Source organism: Rhodococcus sp. FG69 (assembly GCF_057808915.1).
Genome location: NZ_JBMDIX010000019.1, coordinates 16,969 through 34,774, shown reverse-complemented (window position 1 = coordinate 34,774; position 17,806 = coordinate 16,969). Strand labels below are relative to the sequence as shown.

Below are 17,806 nucleotides of genomic sequence, written 5' to 3'. Positions count from 1 at the left end.
GAAGAACGCAAGGATGGCCCTACCTATGAACACTCTGGACTTCTTGGACAAGCAGTCGCTGCGCAGCGACATTCCTGATTTCCGCCCCGGCGACACGCTCAACGTGCACGTCAAGGTTATCGAAGGCTCTAAGGAGCGCGTGCAGATCTTCAAGGGCGTCGTCATCCGTCGCCAGGGTGGTGGCGTCCGGGAGACCTTCACCGTTCGCAAGGTCTCGTTCGGCGTCGGTGTCGAGCGCACCTTCCCGGTCCACAGCCCGAACATCGCGCAGGTCGACGTCCTCACCCGCGGTGACGTCCGACGCGCAAAGCTCTACTACCTTCGCGATCTGCGTGGCAAGGCTGCCAAGATCAAGGAAAAGCGCTGAGAGCAGCGTTACCTCCAGCGTCGTACTCGAGCGCCGCATCGACCGTCACGGTCGGTGCGGCGCTTGTCGTTCCAGAGCGTGCAGCTAATCTGGTGCGGTGTCAGATTCCCTGCAGGATCCTCACGGCCGGTCCGACTCGCACAGCGAGGACGTCGAGACCAGGCGTCGTGAGAAGAAGCCCCGATCTTTCTGGCGTGAACTGCCCATCTTGATCCTGGTTGCTCTGGTTCTGAGCTTCCTTCTGCAGACGTTCATCGCCCGCGTCTACCTCATTCCGTCGGAATCGATGGAGCCGACCCTGCACGGCTGTGCAGGATGTACGGGTGACCGGATAGTCGTGGAGAAGATCGGATACCACTTCGGAGATCCACAGCCCGGTGACGTCGTGGTGTTCCGCGGACCGGACTCGTGGAACAGTGAGTTCGTGTCCACGCGCTCGTCGAATGCAGTCGTTCGTGGTGCGCAGGAGGTGGGTTCTCTCATCGGAATTGTTGCTCCCGACGAGAACGATTTGGTCAAGCGTGTGATCGCCACCGGTGGACAGACTGTCGAGTGCTGCGACGAGCAGGGCAGGGTGCTCGTGGATGGTAAGCCACTCGACGAGCCGTACATACAGATGGACTTTCCGTTCACGCCCGATGTTCTGACGTGTGACACCGAATTGAAATCCGGTCGGTGTTTCTCGGCCGTCACCGTGCCCGAGGGGAACCTCTGGGTGATGGGCGACAACCGCAGCAACTCGGCCGACTCACGGTTTCATGTGACGGACGAGCTGATGGGCACCGTTCCGGTCGACAATGTCATCGGCAAGGCATTCCTCATCGCGCTGCCGCCCTCGCGCTTCGGCACCCTCGATTCGCCGGACATTCAGGGGCAGTGAGCCGGGGCGCAGCGATGACCGGTACCAACAGTCGTGTGCGTGGCCGCCCGCCGTGGCCGCCTCGGCCTGTGATTCGCAGGTCGTCGGGCCTGCGAACGATGGAATCTGCCCTCGACCGAAACGGCCTCGGACCCGTCGCCGGGGTCGACGAGGCCGGACGAGGGGCGTGTGCCGGACCGCTGACGGTCGCGGCCTGCGTATTGGGCCCCAAACCGTACGCTTCGCTCGCCGACCTCGACGATTCCAAGAAGCTGACCGAGAGGCGTCGGGAGGAGCTCTTCCCGAAGATCAAGCGGTGGGCACGCGCATGGTGTGTGGTGTTCATCGAAGCCGAGGAAGTAGATCGAATCGGCGTGCATGTTGCCAATATCGAGGGAATGCGGCGCGCGGTCGCAGGTCTCGGAATGACGCCTGGCTACGTGCTGACCGACGGTTTCAGGGTGCCCGGCCTCCCTGCGCCGTCACTGCCCGTGATTGGCGGTGACGCTACAGCGGCGTGCATCGCAGCGGCCAGCGTTCTGGCGAAGGTCTCACGCGACCGTGTGATGGTCGAGATGGACGGGCGCATTCCCGGCTATGGATTCGCTGTCCACAAGGGATACAGCACGAAGGCACATGCAGCCGCGCTGGCGGAGCTTGGGCCGTGCGCGGAGCACCGAATGTCCTACGCCAATGTTTCCGCGGCCGGAAGTCGGCTGCGAGAGGGTGCTCCGTCCCCGGGCCGAATGGACTGCGACGAGCCGAGTGCGCGATGATTGCTTTTCACGCTATGAGGACAGGATGAGAGAAAACCGATGAGTGCCGAGGATCTCGAAAAGTACGAAACCGAGATGGAACTCTCGCTGTACCGGGAGTACCGAGACATCGTCGGCCAGTTCAACTACGTCGTAGAGACCGAGCGTCGCTTCTATCTCGCGAACTCGGTAGAGCTGATCCCGCACAATGCCGATGGAGAAATCTATTTCGAGCTGCGAATGTCCGATTCCTGGGTGTGGGACATGTACCGCCCCGCTCGTTTCGTGAAGCACGTTCGGGTGATCACCTTCAAGGACGTCAACATCGAAGAGCTGGAAAAGCCCGACCTCAGGCTCCCCGAGTAAAGACGCACGTGACACCGACACTATGGTTGCTGCTCATTGCGTCCGCGATGTACGTCGTCGGTCGTCGTCGGTCCCGCACGAAGCTGGTGATGTTCGCACAGTTGATCGGGGCTGCGACAGTGTGTCTCGTCGTCGGCCAAGTCGTCTGGGCCTTACTTGCGCAATGAACGGTACTGGATGAATTGATTTGCTGAAATCCAATGGCCTGCACTGCTTTTCCAATTGATTCTGGTTCGAGAAGCGACTGATTCACAACGCTTGATTCCTGAAATCCGACTGTGGATTTCAGGAATCTTTTGTATTCGGCAGTATTCAGTGGTAGAAACGCCATTATCAGCATATTCCCTTCACTGTTAGAGGTTCGGACATGGCGCGCAAGACACTCGTCCAAATGATCGATGATGTCGACGGCTCCGTCATCAAAGACGGCCAGGGAGAGACCATAGAATTCGGTATAGGCGGCAACCAGTACCGCATCGATCTGAACCTGAAGCATGCGAACGAATTGCACGAGCAGCTTGCGTTCTGGATCGAGCACGCAGAAAAGGTGTCTGCCCGTCGAGGTCGCAAAGCGCCGAGCGGCCAGGCTCGCGGTAAGGCGGATCTGCAGGACATCCGGACCTGGGCACGTGCAAACGGGCACGACGTGAGCGCACGTGGGCGTATCAGCCAGGAAGTGCAGAACGCATACGATGCTGCTCATTGATCGGTAGAACATCCACCGATCGGTAGAACATCGGCGGTGCCCCGGCGCGCAGGCTCGTAGCCTGTCTGCGACCGGGGCACAGTTGTGTCCGCCGAATGCACATCGGTCCGACATATTCGGCGTCTCGGCGGGCGCAAAGTCTCGTTCGTCCACAGGTCCATTGTTTGTGCACAGGGCAATTGTCGACCTGCTGGTTCGCGAGAAATCCGCTCCTAAGAAGGTGCACAGTCGCATCTGGGTTCGGCAGTCGGCGAACCGATGACCGCAGGGGGGCGACGATGTCGAAGTCGAATTCGGAATTGGGGGCGCGAGGGGAAGCGCTGGCTGCGTTGCACGTAGCCGACAGTGGGATGGAGGTGATCGATCGCAATTGGCGCAGTCGATACGGCGAATTGGACATCGTGGCCAAAGATGGCGACACCATGGTTTTCGTCGAAGTGAAGACGCGATCCGGCACCGGTTTCGGAACGCCTGCAGAGTCGGTGACGTACCCGAAGCAGTTGCGGATCAGGCGGTTGGCGTTGGCGTGGCTCGACGAGCGTGGTAGCCCGTGGGTTCGCATGAGATTCGACGTCGTGGCGATTCTGATGACCCGCGAGGGTGATCCGGTGATCTCGCATCTGCGCGGAGCCTTCTGATGGCGCTGGGGCGTGCCTTTTCGGTCGCGGTGAGCGGTGTCGACGGTCAGGTGGTGGAGATCGAGGCCGACATCGGACGCGGACTTCCTGCGGTCCACCTGGTCGGTCTACCCGATACGGCGCTGAACGAGTCGCGTGATCGAGTGAAAGCCGCCGTGAGCAATTCGGGCGGCAAGTGGCCCGACTCGCGGGTGATACTCGCTCTGTCGCCGGCGACACTGCCGAAAGTCGGGTCGGTTTACGATTTGGCCCTTGCGCTCTCCGTTCTCGACGCGGACAAACAGATTCCGCGTCGCGCTCTGGAGAAAACTGTATTTCTCGGCGAGTTGGCGCTCGACGGTCGTCTTCGAGGAGTGCGTGGGGTTCTGCCGGGGGTATTGGCGGTCAAGCGGGCCGGATGGCAGCGGGTTGTCGTGCCGCTGGCCACACTGGCCGAGGCGGGTCTCGTCGACGGCATCGAGGTTCTCGGCGCGGTGTCGTTGAAGGAGGTTGTCTCCTGGCTGCGCGGTGAGACGGTCCTCGATCATCCAGTGCCCGCGGTGTACGACGACGGCACGACGTACCCCGACATGAGCGAGGTCGTGGGCCAGCAGGATGCTCGTTGGGCTCTCGAAGTCGCGGCGGCGGGAGCTCATCACATCATGTTGACGGGACCACCTGGAATCGGTAAAACGATGCTTGCGCAACGGCTTCCGGGGATACTGCCGCCGTTGACCGATGAGGAGTCGTTGGAGGTGACGGCGATTCACTCCGTGGCGGGAACGTTGACCGAGGATCGCCCGTTGATCTCGTCGCCGCCGTTCATCGCCCCACATCATTCGACCACGGTGAGTGCTTTGGTCGGTGGGGGCACCGGCATGGCCAAACCGGGTGCGGTCAGTCGAGCGCACAGGGGTGTGCTGTTCCTGGACGAATGTTGTATCGCTATGTACCCCACAGAGGCCAGGACGCGCAATCCTGCCAGGCCATGCGGCGGGTGTCCAGTAGCATTTTGCGGGTGCAGCCGACTGAAGCCATCAACTTCGTAGAACAGGTATTACGGGATCTGATTCGCGAGGTGATCGGGGAGGAGTGGCGCACCGACAAGGACGTCGATATAGAGAAGCTTGAGGCAAAGCGGACTGCCGATCAGGCCAAACGTCGCGGTGTTCTTGGATCGGACGACCTGATCGCGTACCTCGAGTTCTATCAAATCAAGGGCATTATCGATCACCAGTGGGACAAGTTTGCTCCTGCGCTCGGGAAGCAGAAGTACTTCACCGTGTACATGGACAGACTTGAGGGTTTTAGGAACCCGGCGATGCACAGCCGCGACCTGCTGCCCTTTGAGGTATCCCTCGTCCACGGCATATCTGGCGAGTTTAGAAACTTAGTCACTAAATACCGCAGCGAGAAGGGTCCCGACTTGAACTACTATCCAGACATCAACCAGGTGACGGACCAAACACACGGTATTACGCAGGCCAGCGGCTATAACACCGGATTGATCTTGCGACCAGGGGACGTCGTTAGGTTTCGTTGCATCGGCACTGACCCGCAGGGACGTGGTCTTAAATGGATTCTCAAAGTTCTGGATAGAACATTCACCTTCCTCGACGTTGATTTCGCTGAAGGGGATGAGGTTGAGCTAACCTGGATCGTAAACGATCTTCATGTCCGAGAGAGTGTCTTGGTTGCCGTGCAGATGATGAGTGATGGAGATTATCACCGAAACGGCGATCACGATTCCATGTGGACACTTAAGTATCGGGTTGACCCGCCGATATGAGTACACAACTAGTTCGGTTGGCGGAGCAGTCGTCTAATGCTCACAAGAGTCCTGCGATGCTTGACCTTCAACGGAACGCCACTCGCTTGGGTGGATGCTGCTAGGTAGGCGTCGAGGTTAAAGCCGCTGGTCATCTACCTCTATTATAAAACTTTTGGTCTTTACTTGAAATATCAACTGTGTCATTAATAGGGCAATGTCTAGCCGACCGGTTAGCGCATCGCACTAGATAGAAGTTGGTGAGAACAATCGGGTATCAGCAGATCAGAACCAGTGACCTAACCGGCGCGGTTATCTCCGACGAAGAAGTCGTCAACGTCGTCGTTCGTCATCCGAACCACGAAGAGGCGCGGCAGTTCGACGCGACACAGGAAGAGTTGAAGGCCTTGAAGGTCGTCGGCAACCTGGTCACGCTCGAATACCGATTCGCTGACGGCACGTCCAAAGAGGTCTACTCCACCGCCGCCGAATTCGCGAAACTAGTATCGGAGGACAAGTTCGTCCACTTCGACCAGCTTCGCGGAAGGCGTAAGGGGTATCGCCCCTCGACGGACTGATCATGAGTTCACTCCCATCCCTACTAGTCGGTCCCGCATCTTCTTGAGCCACAAGCTCGGAGATGCGGGACTTTTCCACTTTATGTAGCTAGAAAACACCCCGGCTCAGTTAAGAGCCGGGGTTTGTTGTTCTCGAACGATCAGGCAGCGGTCACCCGCACGTGGTTTACGAGTCTCCAACGCTGGGCCAGTGCCAGACCGCCGTTGTAGGCGTCGACCCAGTTGTCGTAGCGAACGCCGTTCCCCGCCCACTGAGTCTCACCGTGGTTGAGCACTTCATAGCGGTACTGCTCGGTGTTCATGAGTAGGTCGATCAACTCCTGGGGGCACCCAAGGGTGTCGCCCTCCTCATCCGGCCTGCCGACGAGGAGAACATCCCCGACGAGTGGTTGCTGCGCGTCCTTGTAGAGCACGTTGTGCACCCAGCACAGAAGCGTGCCGCGCCGGTTGAGTTCGTGTCCCAAGATGAGGCCCTCGTCATGAACGAAGACCGAGCAGTCGGGGTTGAACAGGTTCACTGCGTCGAAGATGCCTCCGACGTACTTCTGAAAATCCTTGTAGTTGCCGCGCTCGATCTCGACGAGTTCGATGGCAGTGTCTTCAGCAGCGGGGATGAGGACGCCCTTGATGGTGGTCATGTGCTTCCAATCGTGAGAATGGCGCTGAGTCCGGATGGACACAGCGGTCTGCTCGCGATTCGCTAGAACGGGTCCCTCATCCCCGGTACCGGTTTGATGTACCCCAGGATGAAATCGATCGCCTCATCTGCGCCGCGTGCGACAGTGGCTACGACGTGCTTATCTACCTTGTTCAGAGCTTTGAGCCATCCCTTCTGCACATCCGAGATCTTCCCGCCTTGCCGTCGTTTCATCTCCACGGCTATCAGGTAGCCCTCGCCGTCACGTGACCGCTCAGGTGGGATGAGCACTATGAGATCGGGGAAGCCGGCTCGAAGCCCAGTGAAGTGGTTCATAGCCTTCTGCCGATGACTCTTGGTCCACGTTGAGTTCGGTACAGATGTGAAGCGCAATGCGACCATGCTCAACCACTCGGTGAATGTATGTTGTTCGTCGCTCTCCAGTGGAATCGGATAGCTCACTACTTCTCTCTCACAATCAGATTGAGCACGCCGAGGTCGCAGTCTTGGATGTCGTCGATGGCAAGATCAGGAACGATGTCCGGTTTAAAGACGTGCCTAGTTGCTGTCTCGGTGACTCCAACAGTGCGCTGAGGGTTCTTACCTGCGTAGCTGTCGACGTAGGAAGCGACGCCAAGTGCTGCGGCGACTTGGCGTGCGTATATCTCGCCTCCACCTGACCAGACGACGATGTGTGTGTTCTTCATGCTCGACATCCAGATGAGTCCCGCCCGCACACGTTCGTTCGCGATCATCTGCTGTTTGGTGTTGTTGAGCAGAGTCCCGTCGCAGTCGAAAGCAATGACGATCTTCTTCACGACGGACTCTCCAACCAGTGTTCCGGCAGAGTGATCGGCTTGCGCCGACTCTTGTTCTCTTCACCATCGACTACCAGCATGTCCGTGAGTTCACTGATGATCGCTAGGTTCGCCATGACCACGCGGCTCAGATGCGCACGTAGGTCACGCTTCTCGCTGCTGTCCAGTTCGGCATAGCAGTCACGAGGGGAGAGGAGTTCGTACTGCTCAGTGGTGGGGTCGAAGCGCTCGGTCATGACAGCTCACCTGCCTCTGCAAGGGCTAGGGTTAGTTTGAGAAGTGCTTTCACAGGTGAGCGGTCGAAGCTATCGAAACGAGAGTCGTCAGCTACATCGACTAGGTCATACGAGGCATCCCAGTTACCTATTGTTCCCATGGGTTGTAGCGTCAAACGTCGCTCTCCATCATCAAGATCGATGACCCTAGGAAGCGTTGCAAGTAGATAGTCTGAGGTGTACACAGGTGCTACGCGTTTCGCATCATTTATAAAGTCGTCATGTATCGATGACTGGAGACGGATTGTAACTTCCTCAGTCTTATCGTCAAAGTCATCACTGCAGTAAACGATCCAATCGTTGTTCTTTGACTGCCATCCGGTTAACTCATACACCTCCTTGCACAGTCCAAATAGCTCCTGGTCCATTACGCCGTACCTCGCTGCAAGATCACCGGTGCCAACGCCTCCATGTTCGCGATCAACTCAGGTCGCGTGATCAAGCGTTCCTGCTCTTCCTGATACATGTCCTCGAATGCAAGCTGTACTGCCAGTGATGCGATGACAGGCCGCAAGTCCACCGTGTCGGCTAGGTGGTCAATGTGATGTGGGACTTCGTGATTCAGTGACATGCGGTGGTTCCTGTTTAGTTGTTATCTCCTGTAAGCCAAGCTGGCCCACTGAACGTGGTGGACTACGGATCAATCCAATGCAAGGAGGGAGTTTGATATGTAGCGCTCAGTGAGCAGGCTTGGCCGCCGACAAAGGAGGTGGAATTCCAAGGATCGATAGGCCGGCGGTTTTGGGTGTGTTTGTGGAAGGTACGACGCACGAGTCAAGCTCCTGCGTCCAGTTCTACAGCTCAGGTGCCTCAGCTATAGAACTGGGTCTCTGTGCGCCCTCGCATAGCGCACAGAGGTGGTGGATCATTGCGAGTGGTTGCCTGGGATGGACTACTGCCGTCCTGGCCGTCGCTTCCCGGATTGAACTGGCCCGCGCAGGTGATTGGCTCGAAAGCCGCACAATGCCGCAGGTCTCCCTTTTGGCTGCCCTTCAATCCTTACCCGGTCGCGAACGAGCAACCACTACTACTTGGTGAGCTATATCAAGCGCACGAAGCTAATAACGAAGTTCAAAGGTGTCGATAGGCCGGATGAGTTGCCGTCACCTGAATGGGCTGTCAACCTCGTAATCTTGGCGGGAGTTATCATCTCCGGTCGCAGCCCCGGTTACGTCTGGGGCGTACGTCGTTATCAGCATCGCGCGCTTGATAGAACTACTTCTTGTGCATCCTTTTGAACGAGGATGCAATGAGCTTCATCTGCTGATGGCGCTTACGACCGCGCTCGATAGTTCGGTGTATACCTGTGAACTTGAGGAACGCAGGGCGCATGGGCGTCTTTTCATAATGAAGCTCAAATTGTGAAAGTTCTTGGTTCATGGTCAACTGTTGTCTCCCGCTTTTACTATGAGTGAAAGCGTTCTATTTTGCAATACTAATTCGCGCTAAGTTATCCACACTGTGCTACCAAATCATGCGTGCCACGATCTGTAGCGTGAGAATGAACAGGCCAAGAGCGACTGTGCTGAGCAGTGCGAGGCCGGTCATCGCTGTGACCTCCGTGCCTGCTCGTCCTTGACGGCTTGGCCGAGCGTGGCGAGCGTCGTCATCATGTCGTCGGCAGTCTCTGCTAAGTTCGCCAGCTCAGTGTCACTGATTCGGTCACGGGTGGGTAGCAGCTCGATGGCTCGGGTGAGCGAGTAGCGGGCGGTGGACATCAGATTCTCGTGGGGGATGGGACGCTCAGACATCACCAGCCTTTAGCAGTCCAGGGTTCTCGTAGATGTTGCCAACTACTTCTTCATATGTGCCTGGCGTACTGAATAAATCTACGTCTACTTTGTCCTCTAAAGTTTTAGCAAGCCAGAAGCTGGGCGCATTATAGGTTACAATCCTTAATTCACTTTCTTCTTCAGGCCATTTGTTCACTTTGCAAATGTCCCCCTCGTATATCTCGATGCCGTTTTTGTCCTTTAGGCCGGTGTATTGAACGACTTCGAACCTGCCGGAAACATACATGTCGTGGGTTGAGTCGCCAATATGTTCGATTGTATTTGGGCAAACAACGACATCAGCTTCGGATAGAGAATACTCTATTTCACCATTCGTAACCCATATCTTCTTTTCTTTGTCCCACGCTCTAAACTTAATCTCCCGGCTCATCACGCTTCACCCTCGTATATATAAACCCACGTCGTGCGGTTGAGGCGAACGCTTCGGATCTCGTGGCCTTCAGACTTCAGCTCACGCATCCGCTCGCTGCCACGGAGGATGCGGAAGTTCTGCACAAGCTCGATGTTCGTGACGCGACCATGCTGCTTAAGGTGGCGGAGGATGCGTCCGCACTGGGAGGCTGGGTCGTGACGAACGGGGGAGTCGTGGGTTTGGGTGGCGTTCATGCGGCGTCCCCATTGATCAGCTTGATCTCTGTGTCTCGCTGCAGGGCGACGACATCTAACCGATCAACTGGAGCTTCGATCACTATGCGAGCCATCGCGTCAGCTTCGAGCGTGATGGTCGCCTTGTATGCCGGTATGCCAATTCCGCCGATGCTGATCTTTGCTTGGCGTGAAAGCGGGCCATCCGAAACGACACGCACTTTCTCTTTAACGTAGGCGACTTTCCTATCTTGGTTTGCCATATTCAGTTGTTCCTTGCGGCCACTGCCGCGTTAGTTCTATTAAATGAGTGACCAGCTCTTCGCGCTCTTGTCCCACTCGATCGTCCCGCCGTGCTGCTTGCGGAACTCCTTCAGGATGCGCGGGTCGACGGCAGGGTTGCCGTTCTCGCTGTAGTAGTCCCAGTCCTTGCCGAACCGCTCCGCGATCTCAGACGAGACCCACTCGTGCTCGACGTAGCCGCCATCCTTCTTGATCTCGTCGATCATCCAAGCTGCGATGTCCTGCGCTGTGTGCTCCATGTGGGGGAGGATAGCGGCGGGGTGTGACACGAACGTTTGTCAAGCTTCGTTGTAATAACTACTACTGTGGAAAAGTGGCAACAAGCCAATTATTTGTTGCGTCCTTGCGCAAGAATTGTTCCGATGGTCTAGTAACGAGCTTCGCCACGTTCAGTGCTGCTGGTCAATACCAAATGACGTTTGACGAGACAGTCGATCTGATGGTGTGGCTAGGTTTTCGACGCTCGACCTCTGTTAGCTAACGTCCGACTAGCAGGTTTTTGGGTCTGGAAATGCCCATTGCACGATGTGCCCTATCGCGAACTACCTAATACTCCGCAGTAAACCATGCAAAGGCGAATACGCAACCTGCCAGTAGGACGATCAAGCCCATAAGGATCAGTCCGATGCCAAATCCGGTAAGTTCCGGGACCTTGTACTCTGCGAGATTTTTCTTGTTGCACACATCGTAGGTGATGTAAGTCGTCGTCTGTTGTATTGAGAACGCTGAACTCTTTAAAGTCGAGAGTTGTTGATTCTCGATCTTACAGCTTGTTATGTCTCCCTGGACCGCACCTCCGACTACTACATTGTTGTTGGCCATTTAAATTTCTCCTTTATACTGTTACTTATACATGCCTCGTCCCCGCCCCTACGATCTCGATGAACTCCTGGCCTACGCTGAGTCGGGGGAGTACAAGACTGCGCCGGAACTCATGGAAGTGCTCGGTATAGACCGTCAGCACCTCCGCTCCGTTCAGAAGGCTCTCAACCGTTTCGTCGGCCCACGCCCTCAGCGTCTTACTGCCGTTCGCAAAGACCCGCTCCGTCGCCGTGTTCTTAATGAACTGGTGAAGCATGGGGTTGACCCACTGCAATGTTCTGTATGTGAACGTACGACGACGATGCCGATGTACTTCCGTCAGGCGAAGCAGGATGACGAGCTGGACTCGTTAGCTCTTGTCTGCCGCTGGTGTAAGCGGGGCGGTGATTTCTGAGTCGATCGCAGGCTTCTTGCGTCGTTTGCTGATGGAACCACCGATAGCTCCCGCTTTACGCGGATCAGCATCGGGATGGGCGAAACCGCCTTTATAGTTGACACCCCGTCCAGCTGTACCACCCTTGCGTCCGATAGCTCGCTGACGTTCGGCAACTGCCTCTCTGCTTCCGAGTTTCTTAATCATGGTCTCTAACCATTTAGTGTTAGGTCTTCCGCTCATTCTGTTGTCTCTCTTTCCATAATTTTGCTGTAATTCTTGCGCACTTTCGGCAGTACCCCTTGTTCGCCCCCTCAACGGCCTTGTCATGCCCACGGGAGCAGATAGTTACTTGTGCGCGAGGCTTCGGAACGTAAGATCGTTTGAAGTACGCTTTTGATCTAATCGACTGACATGTGCGACAGAGCTTTGTCTTGCCGTACACGTACGCATCGTCGAGCGAGTGTCCGTGCTTACAGTGAGTCCGCTCCGGTCTAACGTATGTGCCGCCACTCCGAACCAGCGCCGCGACTTCGATCGCTTGCTTCTCCAATGAAAAGCAACCTATGTGCTTTCCGTTGACCTCGACAACCCAGTTCTTGTTCTGCTTTTGAAACCAATACCCTTTGCCCTGGTTGCTCTTATTTCGCATGTTCTCCGACTGAGTGCATACACGTAGGTTCTTACGTCGATTGTCGAGCCGGTCGTGGTTCTTGTGGTCGACGATCATTCGAGCCGGACACCTTGTAATCAACCGGTGCATCCGAATGGTCTGCTTCTTGCCGTTCTTCACGCCGCGCCACACTGCGTATCCTGTGCTGCCAATGTGCCACTTGTACTGGCTTACCAGCGCCAAGTCTTCTTTGTCTATCTGTACCTTGTGTCCCTTTACGTCTATCGTCATGTTCTTATATTGCCGAATAGGGCGTAGAACAACAATCCCGTAATTGACGTGGTTTTTACAACTTCACCCACGGCATCTGCCGCTTCGCACGGTGGACCAGATAGCGACCTGCCACTGTCTTACGCACTCGCTTGATGAACGTCTTGTAGTCGGCTGCGTTCTGCTCCGCGAACTCGCGGGCGTATAGCGCCTCGCGTAGTTCCTTCTTAAGACCGTCGATCTCACGCTGCAGTTTCGCGTTCACCTTAGTGAGTGCTCCCACCTCATTGCGAGGTCGACCGAGTGGCCGCTTAGCTGGTGCCTCTTCCTCCGTCGCGAACGCTGGTTGCACTGTAGGGACTGGGTTCTTCTTCTGGACCCCGTTGACTACAGTGGCCTCTGGTTTCGGGTGCTTCACTGCTACCCGCTTGCGGTATGTCCGCTTACTCTTTACTTCGATCTTTGTTGGCGTCTTCGCCATGATTGTTCTCCGCTGCTGAGCAGCGCATTAACTATTTAGTAGTGCGGTGAGTGCCCCTGATAACGAGTGGTCGAACTCTTCGCACGACGCGCACAGGTGGTCCTCGTTCACTGCGTGTATCTGTAGGCAGCTCCTGCATGGTGCCATCACTGCGAACTCCTCGTCGTAGAGGGCGTCTTGTGCCTCACGCTCCATCTCTTGTGAGAAGAAGTCGAGGTCTACGGGTTCCCACTCGTAGGTGCTCATGCTGACTCCTCTGTGGAGCTAAGACGTTCTTGCATCTTCTCAATTGCTTGTGATGCTTCTGCGCTCGTCTCGATGAGATTGATTCGTGCTGTGATGGCTGCTTTGTCGATTCCAGCTGCATCCATGAGCGATCGCAGTAGGCCAAGCTGTTTGTCACTCGCTGGCTTCGTTGTCGACGGACGCGGGGTGTCTTTCCGTGAACTTACTGCGGTATCAGATGCAGTCTTACCGTCATCGTCTTCCTCGGTAGCAATACCAAGAACCGCACTGAGCGTGTAGCGCTTGTAGTAGGTAAATACGGACGCGGCCTCCTGAGGCGTGCGGTCTTTGGTGTCGAGCGAGAGTTCGCTGCTGTAGCGTTCGCCGTTCTCGTGCCACACAGTGGTCGTGAGCAGTGTCCTGCCATCGAGACCGCCAGACAGTGTCTGAGTGACTGCCAGCTTGGCGTCTGCCAGAGGCTTCCTAATTGCCTTCCAGATGTCGCCTAGATCGGCGTAGTTGTAGGAGTACTTACCGCCGCTCTTCATCTGCACTGATGCAGTCTGAGTCTTTTCGATCGTCGGGACGGCAGCTTGAAACGCCACCAGTCCTGCTGCTAGAGCCTGTGTTAGCTCAGAGGCCGGCTGATCGCTCAAGTTCTTCTTCTCGGTGGTAGTTTCTGGTTCCGCCACGTTCGTCTTCCTCCTTTCGTAGCTTGGTTAGGTTCTGTTTGAATAATGGATCGCGAAGAGCAAATGAGAGGACGAGGTTTCCGATCCCGTATGACTCCAGTCCGTGTTCTTCTTTCACTTGTGCTGCAGTCAGCTGCAGTGCTCTCTTGACAAGTGTGTCGGCGGTCATAGGGACGTTCACTAGCTTCATGCTCTTCACGTGCTCTGCGCGGTAATACTTTGGCTTATTGGTAGGCATATAGTGTTCCTGTGGTGATAGTGATCCCCCTTCCTGCATTGGATTGATGATAGTAACTCCGCCTCTGAGACTGTCCGACCTACTTACTGTGTCGCGTCTTCGGCTGTTATTAGTATGTATCAATTCAATTAATATTGCAATAGTAATTTAATGCAAAGTGAATTACCGGCCTGTGGATAACTCGCACTACTCGATATTGACAAAACATGCTTAAATCATCTCATGAATTGCTATGTCTCAACCCCGTGCCAAGCTTGTGGGTCGGATCAAGCCAGCGCGCCCTCTGAACAGGGAGAACGCTGAGATTCGCCGCCGGACAGTTCGCCGGTACGCTGTACCTATGAACTTACTTGCTCGGGACGCACACGTTCTCCGGGTGATTTCGCGGTTCTCGATGCTCTCCAGCAGCCAGGTGGATCGCATCTGCTTCCGTAACTCCAAGTCCCGCACCTCCATGCGCAACACGCTGCGCCGCTTAGTCGACCAGAAACTCATCGTGCGGATTGAGCACCGTGTGCCGGGCGGAGCTAAGGGCGGGAGCGGTCAGTATGTGTACCGACTTAGCTCGCAGGGATGGCGGATGCTCCGGACCGGGTCTTATCCCGTACGGCGCACAGTGGACTATCACGCGCTGGCCATAGCGGATGTCTACATTGCATTGCTCGACGCAGAAGAAGAGCTGGATGAGGCAGGGGAGCAGTGGCTCCGTATCCACTACTTAGAAGTAGAGGACGAGGCGTACCGCAAGGTAGAGGGCTATTCGATACGGCCAGACATGTACCTAGAACTCGACAACCTCAAGACGCGTAAGCGGCGGCACTTCGCTATCGAGGTAGATCTCGGCACTGAGAACCGCCCGGTGATCATCGACAAGCTTGAGAGGTACCGGAACGCTAAGCGGCACGACAGGCACGTGTATAAGGTGTTTCCAGACGTGATCTTCCTCGTGACGGATGAACAGCGCGGCGAGCAGCTGCGGCGGTGGATTAACACGTCAGCGGTGATCGACGGGGATCGGGTGTTTTACTTCGGCCTGTTGTCGGACTTTCCTCAAGGGTTGCGATAACTACAACGCTTTATGTTGAATAAGTATGTACTAATAGGTCTTATTTATATATACTTATAGTACAACTAACGAGGTATGAAGAATTGAACACAACAGCATCAACGCGAATTGGAACAGTAAGACAGCTTTACGCTCAGATCGTAGAGGGTCGCCCATTCAGTCGATTCACATCAAACCGAGCTGAAATAAACGCTAATCAGGAATGGCAGGAACGTGCTGCTGCCTGGGGTAAGGAAAAGGTGGACGCGTATGGACACCTAGTCGAGGCGGCCGAGCAATGAGAGAATACGGAGTCATCGATCCGAGTGGGCATGTTGAGATGTTTGCTAGCCTTGTAAAGGCTAAAAAGTATGCAATCCAGAACGCACTTGAATACATCGACATCTACGATAATGATCCTGACAGTCTGGAGTATCTAAGCATAATAGGCGATTTGAGGGTCGGCAAAACTGATAAAGATGCTGCGTAACACCCCCTTTGGCTTAACGGACACCGACACCGGCGAGATCCTTGTCCATGCCCACACCCGTCGCGTCTATCGCACCAGCCACCCAGTAAAGCGCACAAGCCGTCGTAGACGCCGCACACTGCGCTATGCGAACACACACAGCGTCTCGACCAACTCGGCTTGGTTCGTGGCAATGGCGGCGCTCCTGGGAATGTATATCGCCGTTCTCAACTAGCAACCCGCAGGTATGTGCCTGCGAGCACTGTTCGCCCATGGCTTTCGACGACGCAAGCGACCGCTCCTACGCAGACCATCATGAAGGAGCACTGTTCGGGGATGTGCTTTGGCCTATTGATTAATTTCCACGTTGTGCTTAAATGGATAAGATAGCAAGAACCTTTAACGCCTCTTGCTTCACCAACACAAATGTAGTTGACGTGCCGGGGTAGATTTGATTAAATAGTACTGTTAAAGGTTCTAACCCCCAACCGTCAGGAAGGGGGTATTTCTTTGCCCTATGAAAACAGCAATTCTTAAAACGAACTTATGGGATGACGACGATTTCTTCGAGCTGAATATCGACACCAAGCTCCTCTACCTATTACTGATGAGCGCACCTGAACGCGGGGTGTCGGACATCTATGCGGTCAGCGATCGTATGCTCTCTGCACGCAGTGGATTAAACGAGAAGCAATTGAGTGTGTGTAAGACTCAGCTACAGGAGAAAGGTATGGTGCTATTTTCTGGCCGCTTTGTAAAGCTGTCGGCAAGTGCATACGTCCTACCTAAAAAAGGACGCTTTACTATGCAGGCTCTTGAACGTGAGTATGCAGATGTGCCGAAGGGTGTTCTGGACAGTTTTGGCGTTTCTACCTCTGATGACGGCAATAGTAGTTTAATAGTAGAACACAATGAGCTTACTATTCATAAAGATAAAGATGTAGATAAAAATAAAGATAAAGATGTAGATAACAGCTCGTCGACCAAGAAGCCTAATGAAAACATCAACGCGTTGTTCGAGTTCTGGGAAGAAACCGTGGGCTATCCCATTGAAGCCAACGTTCAGAAGAACCGATTTGCTTGTTCTAACCTGCTCAAGAAGCACGGAACTGAGAAGGTTCAGCAGCTCGTTACAGGCGTGAAGCTCACTCACGAGGATCAGTACGCCCCGCGTATAGCCGACTTTGTTCAGTTGCAATCGAAACTGTCTGACCTCGTGCTGTGGGGTAAACGGCGCGGAGGTGTGACGCCAAGAGTGGCTGTGATCTCATGATTGTAAAGTTCTTCGATGACCAACCGCTGATTGTGGACGAGAAGACCGGCGCTTCTGTTCAACAGGCCATGGTGAATGGTGTCGAGATAGTCGTCATCAACGGCAATCTCTACAGGACTTCCGGTATCAAAGCCGTGTTGCAAGATCCCATGACGATAGTCACGCGGAAACAGCGACAGTTGGCCTCTGCGACGACCGAGCTATCAGATGACCAGCGACGGCGGAACCGTGAGCGTATCCGTGAAATGAGGAAGCAGTTCTTTCGTAAGCAGGGCAAGGCGGATGTTCGACAAGCCCGTTGACATCACTCTTACGTATGGAGCAACAGATCGCCGTCCGCTCAAGGTGGACGCGCCCGCTCCTAAACCACAGCGTACGGCCGCGACCACTAAGGTGCGCCCACCTGAGGCAGCCAAGAAGAAGTCACGGAAACCAGCGAGGTGGTCGTCACAAACTTACAAGGAATATTTGGAACTACGAAAAACAGAGCGGTTCAAACTCTGGTGGAAGAAGCAGTTTGCGCGGCAGAGAGGTACTTGTTACTACTGTCAAACAGACCTGCGCACCGCACGGATTAACGTCGAACACATTATCCCTATGAGCCGCAGAGGCACCAATAAGTATAAAAACATGGTGTTGTCCTGCGCTCCGTGCAACAAAGAGAAAGGTTCGAAGATGCTGAGTGGAAAGAAGCGTCGTATGTACAAGAGGCGACTATCCGAGATGGTAAGAGAAGACACGCTGAAATTTCGAAACCGGAATCAAGCTGAACGGTTCGAAGCTGACTATCAGTCGGAACTCGGTGCTTTCTACCGAAACAACTTCTAGTCAGTCACTCGTACTACAGCGCTCCTCGCCCTCCCGTAGTAACCTCACAG

At 55.2% G+C, this 17,806-nt stretch carries 32 protein-coding genes and 1 pseudogene; 15 read left to right on the top strand and 18 right to left on the bottom strand.

The genetic code is table 11. The annotated features are described in order from the left end of the window. Positions 1-25: 25 nt before the first annotated feature. From rplS to ACODSO_RS16140, 10 genes and pseudogenes are all read left to right on the top strand, one after another. Positions 26-367 (top strand): 50S ribosomal protein L19, encoded by a 342-nt coding sequence (rplS, locus tag ACODSO_RS16185; RefSeq protein WP_338892836.1) that lies wholly within the window; start codon positions 26-28, stop codon positions 365-367. Between the two features lie 97 nt (positions 368-464). Then, complete coding sequence (gene lepB, locus ACODSO_RS16180) at positions 465-1,247, top strand: signal peptidase I (RefSeq protein WP_489037783.1); 783 nt, start codon at positions 465-467, stop codon at positions 1,245-1,247. A 14-nt stretch (positions 1,248-1,261) separates the two neighbouring features. Next, a complete protein-coding gene (locus tag ACODSO_RS16175; protein ID WP_489037782.1) occupies positions 1,262-2,002 on the top strand; it encodes a ribonuclease HII in 741 nt (246 codons plus the stop codon). Between the two features lie 39 nt (positions 2,003-2,041). Further along, positions 2,042-2,347, top strand: a complete 306-nt coding sequence (locus ACODSO_RS16170) for a DUF2469 domain-containing protein (RefSeq protein ID WP_068375452.1) — start codon at positions 2,042-2,044, stop codon at positions 2,345-2,347. Positions 2,348-2,355: 8 nt separating this feature from the next. Continuing rightward, positions 2,356-2,514 (top strand): hypothetical protein, encoded by a 159-nt coding sequence (locus ACODSO_RS16165; RefSeq protein WP_489037779.1) that lies wholly within the window; start codon positions 2,356-2,358, stop codon positions 2,512-2,514. A 200-nt stretch (positions 2,515-2,714) separates the two neighbouring features. Continuing rightward, positions 2,715-3,053, top strand: a complete 339-nt coding sequence (locus tag ACODSO_RS16160) for a histone-like nucleoid-structuring protein Lsr2 (protein WP_489037778.1) — start codon at positions 2,715-2,717, stop codon at positions 3,051-3,053. Positions 3,054-3,331: 278 nt separating this feature from the next. Further along, a complete protein-coding gene (locus ACODSO_RS16155; RefSeq protein WP_489037776.1) occupies positions 3,332-3,691 on the top strand; it encodes a YraN family protein in 360 nt (119 codons plus the stop codon). Further along, a pseudogene (locus ACODSO_RS16150) lies at positions 3,691-4,608 on the top strand (YifB family Mg chelatase-like AAA ATPase); the annotation flags it as partial. The gene ACODSO_RS16155 and the pseudogene ACODSO_RS16150, both read left to right, overlap by 1 nt. 80 nt (positions 4,609-4,688) lie before the next feature. Beyond that, positions 4,689-5,459 carry a hypothetical protein gene (locus ACODSO_RS16145; protein ID WP_489037775.1) on the top strand — a complete coding sequence of 257 codons (771 nt, stop codon included), beginning with the start codon at positions 4,689-4,691 and terminating at the stop codon, positions 5,457-5,459. A gap of 239 nt (positions 5,460-5,698) precedes the next feature. Beyond that, entirely contained in the window at positions 5,699-6,016 is a 318-nt protein-coding gene (locus ACODSO_RS16140; protein WP_489037773.1) for a hypothetical protein, read from the top strand. Positions 6,017-6,156: 140 nt separating this feature from the next. Here the strand turns inward: ACODSO_RS16140 and ACODSO_RS16135 are convergent, their stop codons facing one another. The 18 genes from ACODSO_RS16135 to ACODSO_RS16050 all read right to left on the bottom strand — a co-directional run bounded on the left by ACODSO_RS16135 (position 6,157) and on the right by ACODSO_RS16050 (position 14,141). Beyond that, positions 6,157-6,654 carry a DUF3846 domain-containing protein gene (locus tag ACODSO_RS16135; RefSeq protein ID WP_489037771.1) on the bottom strand — a complete coding sequence of 166 codons (498 nt, stop codon included), beginning with the start codon at positions 6,652-6,654 and terminating at the stop codon, positions 6,157-6,159. Positions 6,655-6,716: 62 nt separating this feature from the next. After that, a complete protein-coding gene (locus ACODSO_RS16130) occupies positions 6,717-7,115 on the bottom strand; it encodes a VRR-NUC domain-containing protein (protein WP_489037769.1) in 399 nt (132 codons plus the stop codon). After that, positions 7,115-7,471 carry a hypothetical protein gene (locus tag ACODSO_RS16125; RefSeq protein ID WP_489037767.1) on the bottom strand — a complete coding sequence of 119 codons (357 nt, stop codon included), beginning with the start codon at positions 7,469-7,471 and terminating at the stop codon, positions 7,115-7,117. Before ACODSO_RS16125 ends, ACODSO_RS16130 begins: the two co-directional genes overlap by 1 nt. Then, positions 7,468-7,707 carry a hypothetical protein gene (locus ACODSO_RS16120; RefSeq protein WP_489037765.1) on the bottom strand — a complete coding sequence of 80 codons (240 nt, stop codon included), beginning with the start codon at positions 7,705-7,707 and terminating at the stop codon, positions 7,468-7,470. Before ACODSO_RS16120 ends, ACODSO_RS16125 begins: the two co-directional genes overlap by 4 nt. Next, positions 7,704-8,114, bottom strand: a complete 411-nt coding sequence (locus tag ACODSO_RS16115) for a hypothetical protein (RefSeq protein ID WP_489037763.1) — start codon at positions 8,112-8,114, stop codon at positions 7,704-7,706. Before ACODSO_RS16115 ends, ACODSO_RS16120 begins: the two co-directional genes overlap by 4 nt. Continuing rightward, the gene (locus tag ACODSO_RS16110; RefSeq protein ID WP_317798745.1) at positions 8,114-8,317 is read right to left on the bottom strand and encodes a hypothetical protein; all 204 of its coding nucleotides are present in this window, start codon (positions 8,315-8,317) and stop codon (positions 8,114-8,116) included. The genes ACODSO_RS16115 and ACODSO_RS16110 overlap by 1 nt, the downstream gene beginning before the upstream one ends. A gap of 973 nt (positions 8,318-9,290) precedes the next feature. Next, positions 9,291-9,497, bottom strand: a complete 207-nt coding sequence (locus ACODSO_RS16105; RefSeq protein WP_489037760.1) for a hypothetical protein — start codon at positions 9,495-9,497, stop codon at positions 9,291-9,293. Beyond that, positions 9,490-9,909, bottom strand: coding sequence for a YopX family protein (locus tag ACODSO_RS16100; RefSeq protein WP_489037758.1), 420 nt, complete (start codon positions 9,907-9,909; stop codon positions 9,490-9,492). The genes ACODSO_RS16105 and ACODSO_RS16100 overlap by 8 nt, the downstream gene beginning before the upstream one ends. After that, on the bottom strand, positions 9,909-10,145 hold the full coding sequence (locus tag ACODSO_RS16095) for a helix-turn-helix domain-containing protein (protein WP_489037756.1): 237 nt from the start codon (positions 10,143-10,145) through the stop codon (positions 9,909-9,911). Before ACODSO_RS16095 ends, ACODSO_RS16100 begins: the two co-directional genes overlap by 1 nt. Further along, positions 10,142-10,387, bottom strand: coding sequence for a hypothetical protein (locus ACODSO_RS16090; RefSeq protein ID WP_489037754.1), 246 nt, complete (start codon positions 10,385-10,387; stop codon positions 10,142-10,144). The genes ACODSO_RS16095 and ACODSO_RS16090 overlap by 4 nt, the downstream gene beginning before the upstream one ends. A gap of 39 nt (positions 10,388-10,426) precedes the next feature. Then, complete coding sequence (locus ACODSO_RS16085) at positions 10,427-10,666, bottom strand: DUF6953 family protein (RefSeq protein ID WP_489037751.1); 240 nt, start codon at positions 10,664-10,666, stop codon at positions 10,427-10,429. Positions 10,667-10,973: 307 nt separating this feature from the next. Then, positions 10,974-11,249, bottom strand: coding sequence for a hypothetical protein (locus ACODSO_RS16080; RefSeq protein WP_489037749.1), 276 nt, complete (start codon positions 11,247-11,249; stop codon positions 10,974-10,976). 25 nt (positions 11,250-11,274) lie between these two features. Further along, positions 11,275-11,505 (bottom strand): hypothetical protein, encoded by a 231-nt coding sequence (locus ACODSO_RS16075; protein WP_489037748.1) that lies wholly within the window; start codon positions 11,503-11,505, stop codon positions 11,275-11,277. A gap of 343 nt (positions 11,506-11,848) precedes the next feature. After that, positions 11,849-12,385: an HNH endonuclease signature motif containing protein gene (locus tag ACODSO_RS16070; RefSeq protein ID WP_489037879.1), complete on the bottom strand. Its 537-nt coding sequence runs from the start codon at positions 12,383-12,385 to the stop codon at positions 11,849-11,851. A gap of 196 nt (positions 12,386-12,581) precedes the next feature. Next, a complete protein-coding gene (locus ACODSO_RS16065) occupies positions 12,582-12,770 on the bottom strand; it encodes a hypothetical protein (RefSeq protein WP_489037746.1) in 189 nt (62 codons plus the stop codon). Positions 12,771-13,013: 243 nt separating this feature from the next. Further along, positions 13,014-13,232, bottom strand: a complete 219-nt coding sequence (locus ACODSO_RS16060; protein ID WP_489037744.1) for a hypothetical protein — start codon at positions 13,230-13,232, stop codon at positions 13,014-13,016. Further along, complete coding sequence (locus ACODSO_RS16055) at positions 13,229-13,903, bottom strand: ERF family protein (RefSeq protein ID WP_489037742.1); 675 nt, start codon at positions 13,901-13,903, stop codon at positions 13,229-13,231. Before ACODSO_RS16055 ends, ACODSO_RS16060 begins: the two co-directional genes overlap by 4 nt. After that, positions 13,845-14,141 (bottom strand): hypothetical protein, encoded by a 297-nt coding sequence (locus ACODSO_RS16050; protein WP_489037740.1) that lies wholly within the window; start codon positions 14,139-14,141, stop codon positions 13,845-13,847. The genes ACODSO_RS16055 and ACODSO_RS16050 overlap by 59 nt, the downstream gene beginning before the upstream one ends. A gap of 340 nt (positions 14,142-14,481) precedes the next feature. Between ACODSO_RS16050 and ACODSO_RS16045 the strand changes: the two genes are divergently transcribed. The 5 genes from ACODSO_RS16045 (at position 14,482) to ACODSO_RS16025 (ending at position 17,756) form a co-directional block, all read left to right on the top strand. Beyond that, positions 14,482-15,207 (top strand): replication-relaxation family protein, encoded by a 726-nt coding sequence (locus ACODSO_RS16045; RefSeq protein ID WP_489037738.1) that lies wholly within the window; start codon positions 14,482-14,484, stop codon positions 15,205-15,207. 277 nt (positions 15,208-15,484) lie between these two features. Then, positions 15,485-15,676: a hypothetical protein gene (locus ACODSO_RS16040; protein WP_489037736.1), complete on the top strand. Its 192-nt coding sequence runs from the start codon at positions 15,485-15,487 to the stop codon at positions 15,674-15,676. 496 nt (positions 15,677-16,172) lie between these two features. Beyond that, on the top strand, positions 16,173-16,928 hold the full coding sequence (locus ACODSO_RS16035; RefSeq protein WP_489037734.1) for a hypothetical protein: 756 nt from the start codon (positions 16,173-16,175) through the stop codon (positions 16,926-16,928). Continuing rightward, the gene (locus ACODSO_RS16030) at positions 16,925-17,230 is read left to right on the top strand and encodes a hypothetical protein (RefSeq protein WP_489037733.1); all 306 of its coding nucleotides are present in this window, start codon (positions 16,925-16,927) and stop codon (positions 17,228-17,230) included. The genes ACODSO_RS16035 and ACODSO_RS16030 overlap by 4 nt, the downstream gene beginning before the upstream one ends. Continuing rightward, positions 17,211-17,756 (top strand): HNH endonuclease, encoded by a 546-nt coding sequence (locus tag ACODSO_RS16025; protein ID WP_489037731.1) that lies wholly within the window; start codon positions 17,211-17,213, stop codon positions 17,754-17,756. The genes ACODSO_RS16030 and ACODSO_RS16025 overlap by 20 nt, the downstream gene beginning before the upstream one ends. The last annotated feature ends 50 nt before the right edge of the window (positions 17,757-17,806 follow it).

Excerpts from the sequence above, each read along its gene's own strand:
- ACODSO_RS16105 (WP_489037760.1), bottom strand. The coding sequence starts at position 9,497 with ATGTCTGAGCGTCCCATCCCCCACGAGAATCTGATGTCCACCGCCCGC.
- ACODSO_RS16110 (WP_317798745.1), bottom strand. The coding sequence starts at position 8,317 with ATGTCACTGAATCACGAAGTCCCACATCACATTGACCACCTAGCCGAC.
- ACODSO_RS16170 (WP_068375452.1), top strand. The coding sequence starts at position 2,042 with ATGAGTGCCGAGGATCTCGAAAAGTACGAAACCGAGATGGAACTCTCG.
- ACODSO_RS16060 (WP_489037744.1), bottom strand. The coding sequence starts at position 13,232 with ATGAGCACCTACGAGTGGGAACCCGTAGACCTCGACTTCTTCTCACAA.
- ACODSO_RS16095 (WP_489037756.1), bottom strand. The coding sequence starts at position 10,145 with ATGAACGCCACCCAAACCCACGACTCCCCCGTTCGTCACGACCCAGCC.
- rplS (WP_338892836.1), top strand. The coding sequence starts at position 26 with ATGAACACTCTGGACTTCTTGGACAAGCAGTCGCTGCGCAGCGACATT.
- ACODSO_RS16080 (WP_489037749.1), bottom strand. The coding sequence starts at position 11,249 with ATGGCCAACAACAATGTAGTAGTCGGAGGTGCGGTCCAGGGAGACATA.
- ACODSO_RS16040 (WP_489037736.1), top strand. The coding sequence starts at position 15,485 with ATGAGAGAATACGGAGTCATCGATCCGAGTGGGCATGTTGAGATGTTT.
- ACODSO_RS16090 (WP_489037754.1), bottom strand. The coding sequence starts at position 10,387 with ATGGCAAACCAAGATAGGAAAGTCGCCTACGTTAAAGAGAAAGTGCGT.
- ACODSO_RS16025 (WP_489037731.1), top strand. The coding sequence starts at position 17,211 with ATGTTCGACAAGCCCGTTGACATCACTCTTACGTATGGAGCAACAGAT.
- ACODSO_RS16175 (WP_489037782.1), top strand. The coding sequence starts at position 1,262 with ATGACCGGTACCAACAGTCGTGTGCGTGGCCGCCCGCCGTGGCCGCCT.
- ACODSO_RS16120 (WP_489037765.1), bottom strand. The coding sequence starts at position 7,707 with ATGACCGAGCGCTTCGACCCCACCACTGAGCAGTACGAACTCCTCTCC.
- ACODSO_RS16050 (WP_489037740.1), bottom strand. The coding sequence starts at position 14,141 with ATGCCTACCAATAAGCCAAAGTATTACCGCGCAGAGCACGTGAAGAGC.
- ACODSO_RS16070 (WP_489037879.1), bottom strand. The coding sequence starts at position 12,385 with ATGCACCGGTTGATTACAAGGTGTCCGGCTCGAATGATCGTCGACCAC.
- ACODSO_RS16030 (WP_489037733.1), top strand. The coding sequence starts at position 16,925 with ATGATTGTAAAGTTCTTCGATGACCAACCGCTGATTGTGGACGAGAAG.
- ACODSO_RS16135 (WP_489037771.1), bottom strand. The coding sequence starts at position 6,654 with ATGACCACCATCAAGGGCGTCCTCATCCCCGCTGCTGAAGACACTGCC.
- ACODSO_RS16155 (WP_489037776.1), top strand. The coding sequence starts at position 3,332 with ATGTCGAAGTCGAATTCGGAATTGGGGGCGCGAGGGGAAGCGCTGGCT.
- ACODSO_RS16075 (WP_489037748.1), bottom strand. The coding sequence starts at position 11,505 with ATGCTTCACCAGTTCATTAAGAACACGGCGACGGAGCGGGTCTTTGCG.
- ACODSO_RS16085 (WP_489037751.1), bottom strand. The coding sequence starts at position 10,666 with ATGGAGCACACAGCGCAGGACATCGCAGCTTGGATGATCGACGAGATC.
- ACODSO_RS16035 (WP_489037734.1), top strand. The coding sequence starts at position 16,173 with ATGAAAACAGCAATTCTTAAAACGAACTTATGGGATGACGACGATTTC.
- ACODSO_RS16045 (WP_489037738.1), top strand. The coding sequence starts at position 14,482 with ATGAACTTACTTGCTCGGGACGCACACGTTCTCCGGGTGATTTCGCGG.
- ACODSO_RS16160 (WP_489037778.1), top strand. The coding sequence starts at position 2,715 with ATGGCGCGCAAGACACTCGTCCAAATGATCGATGATGTCGACGGCTCC.
- ACODSO_RS16100 (WP_489037758.1), bottom strand. The coding sequence starts at position 9,909 with ATGAGCCGGGAGATTAAGTTTAGAGCGTGGGACAAAGAAAAGAAGATA.
- ACODSO_RS16115 (WP_489037763.1), bottom strand. The coding sequence starts at position 8,114 with ATGGACCAGGAGCTATTTGGACTGTGCAAGGAGGTGTATGAGTTAACC.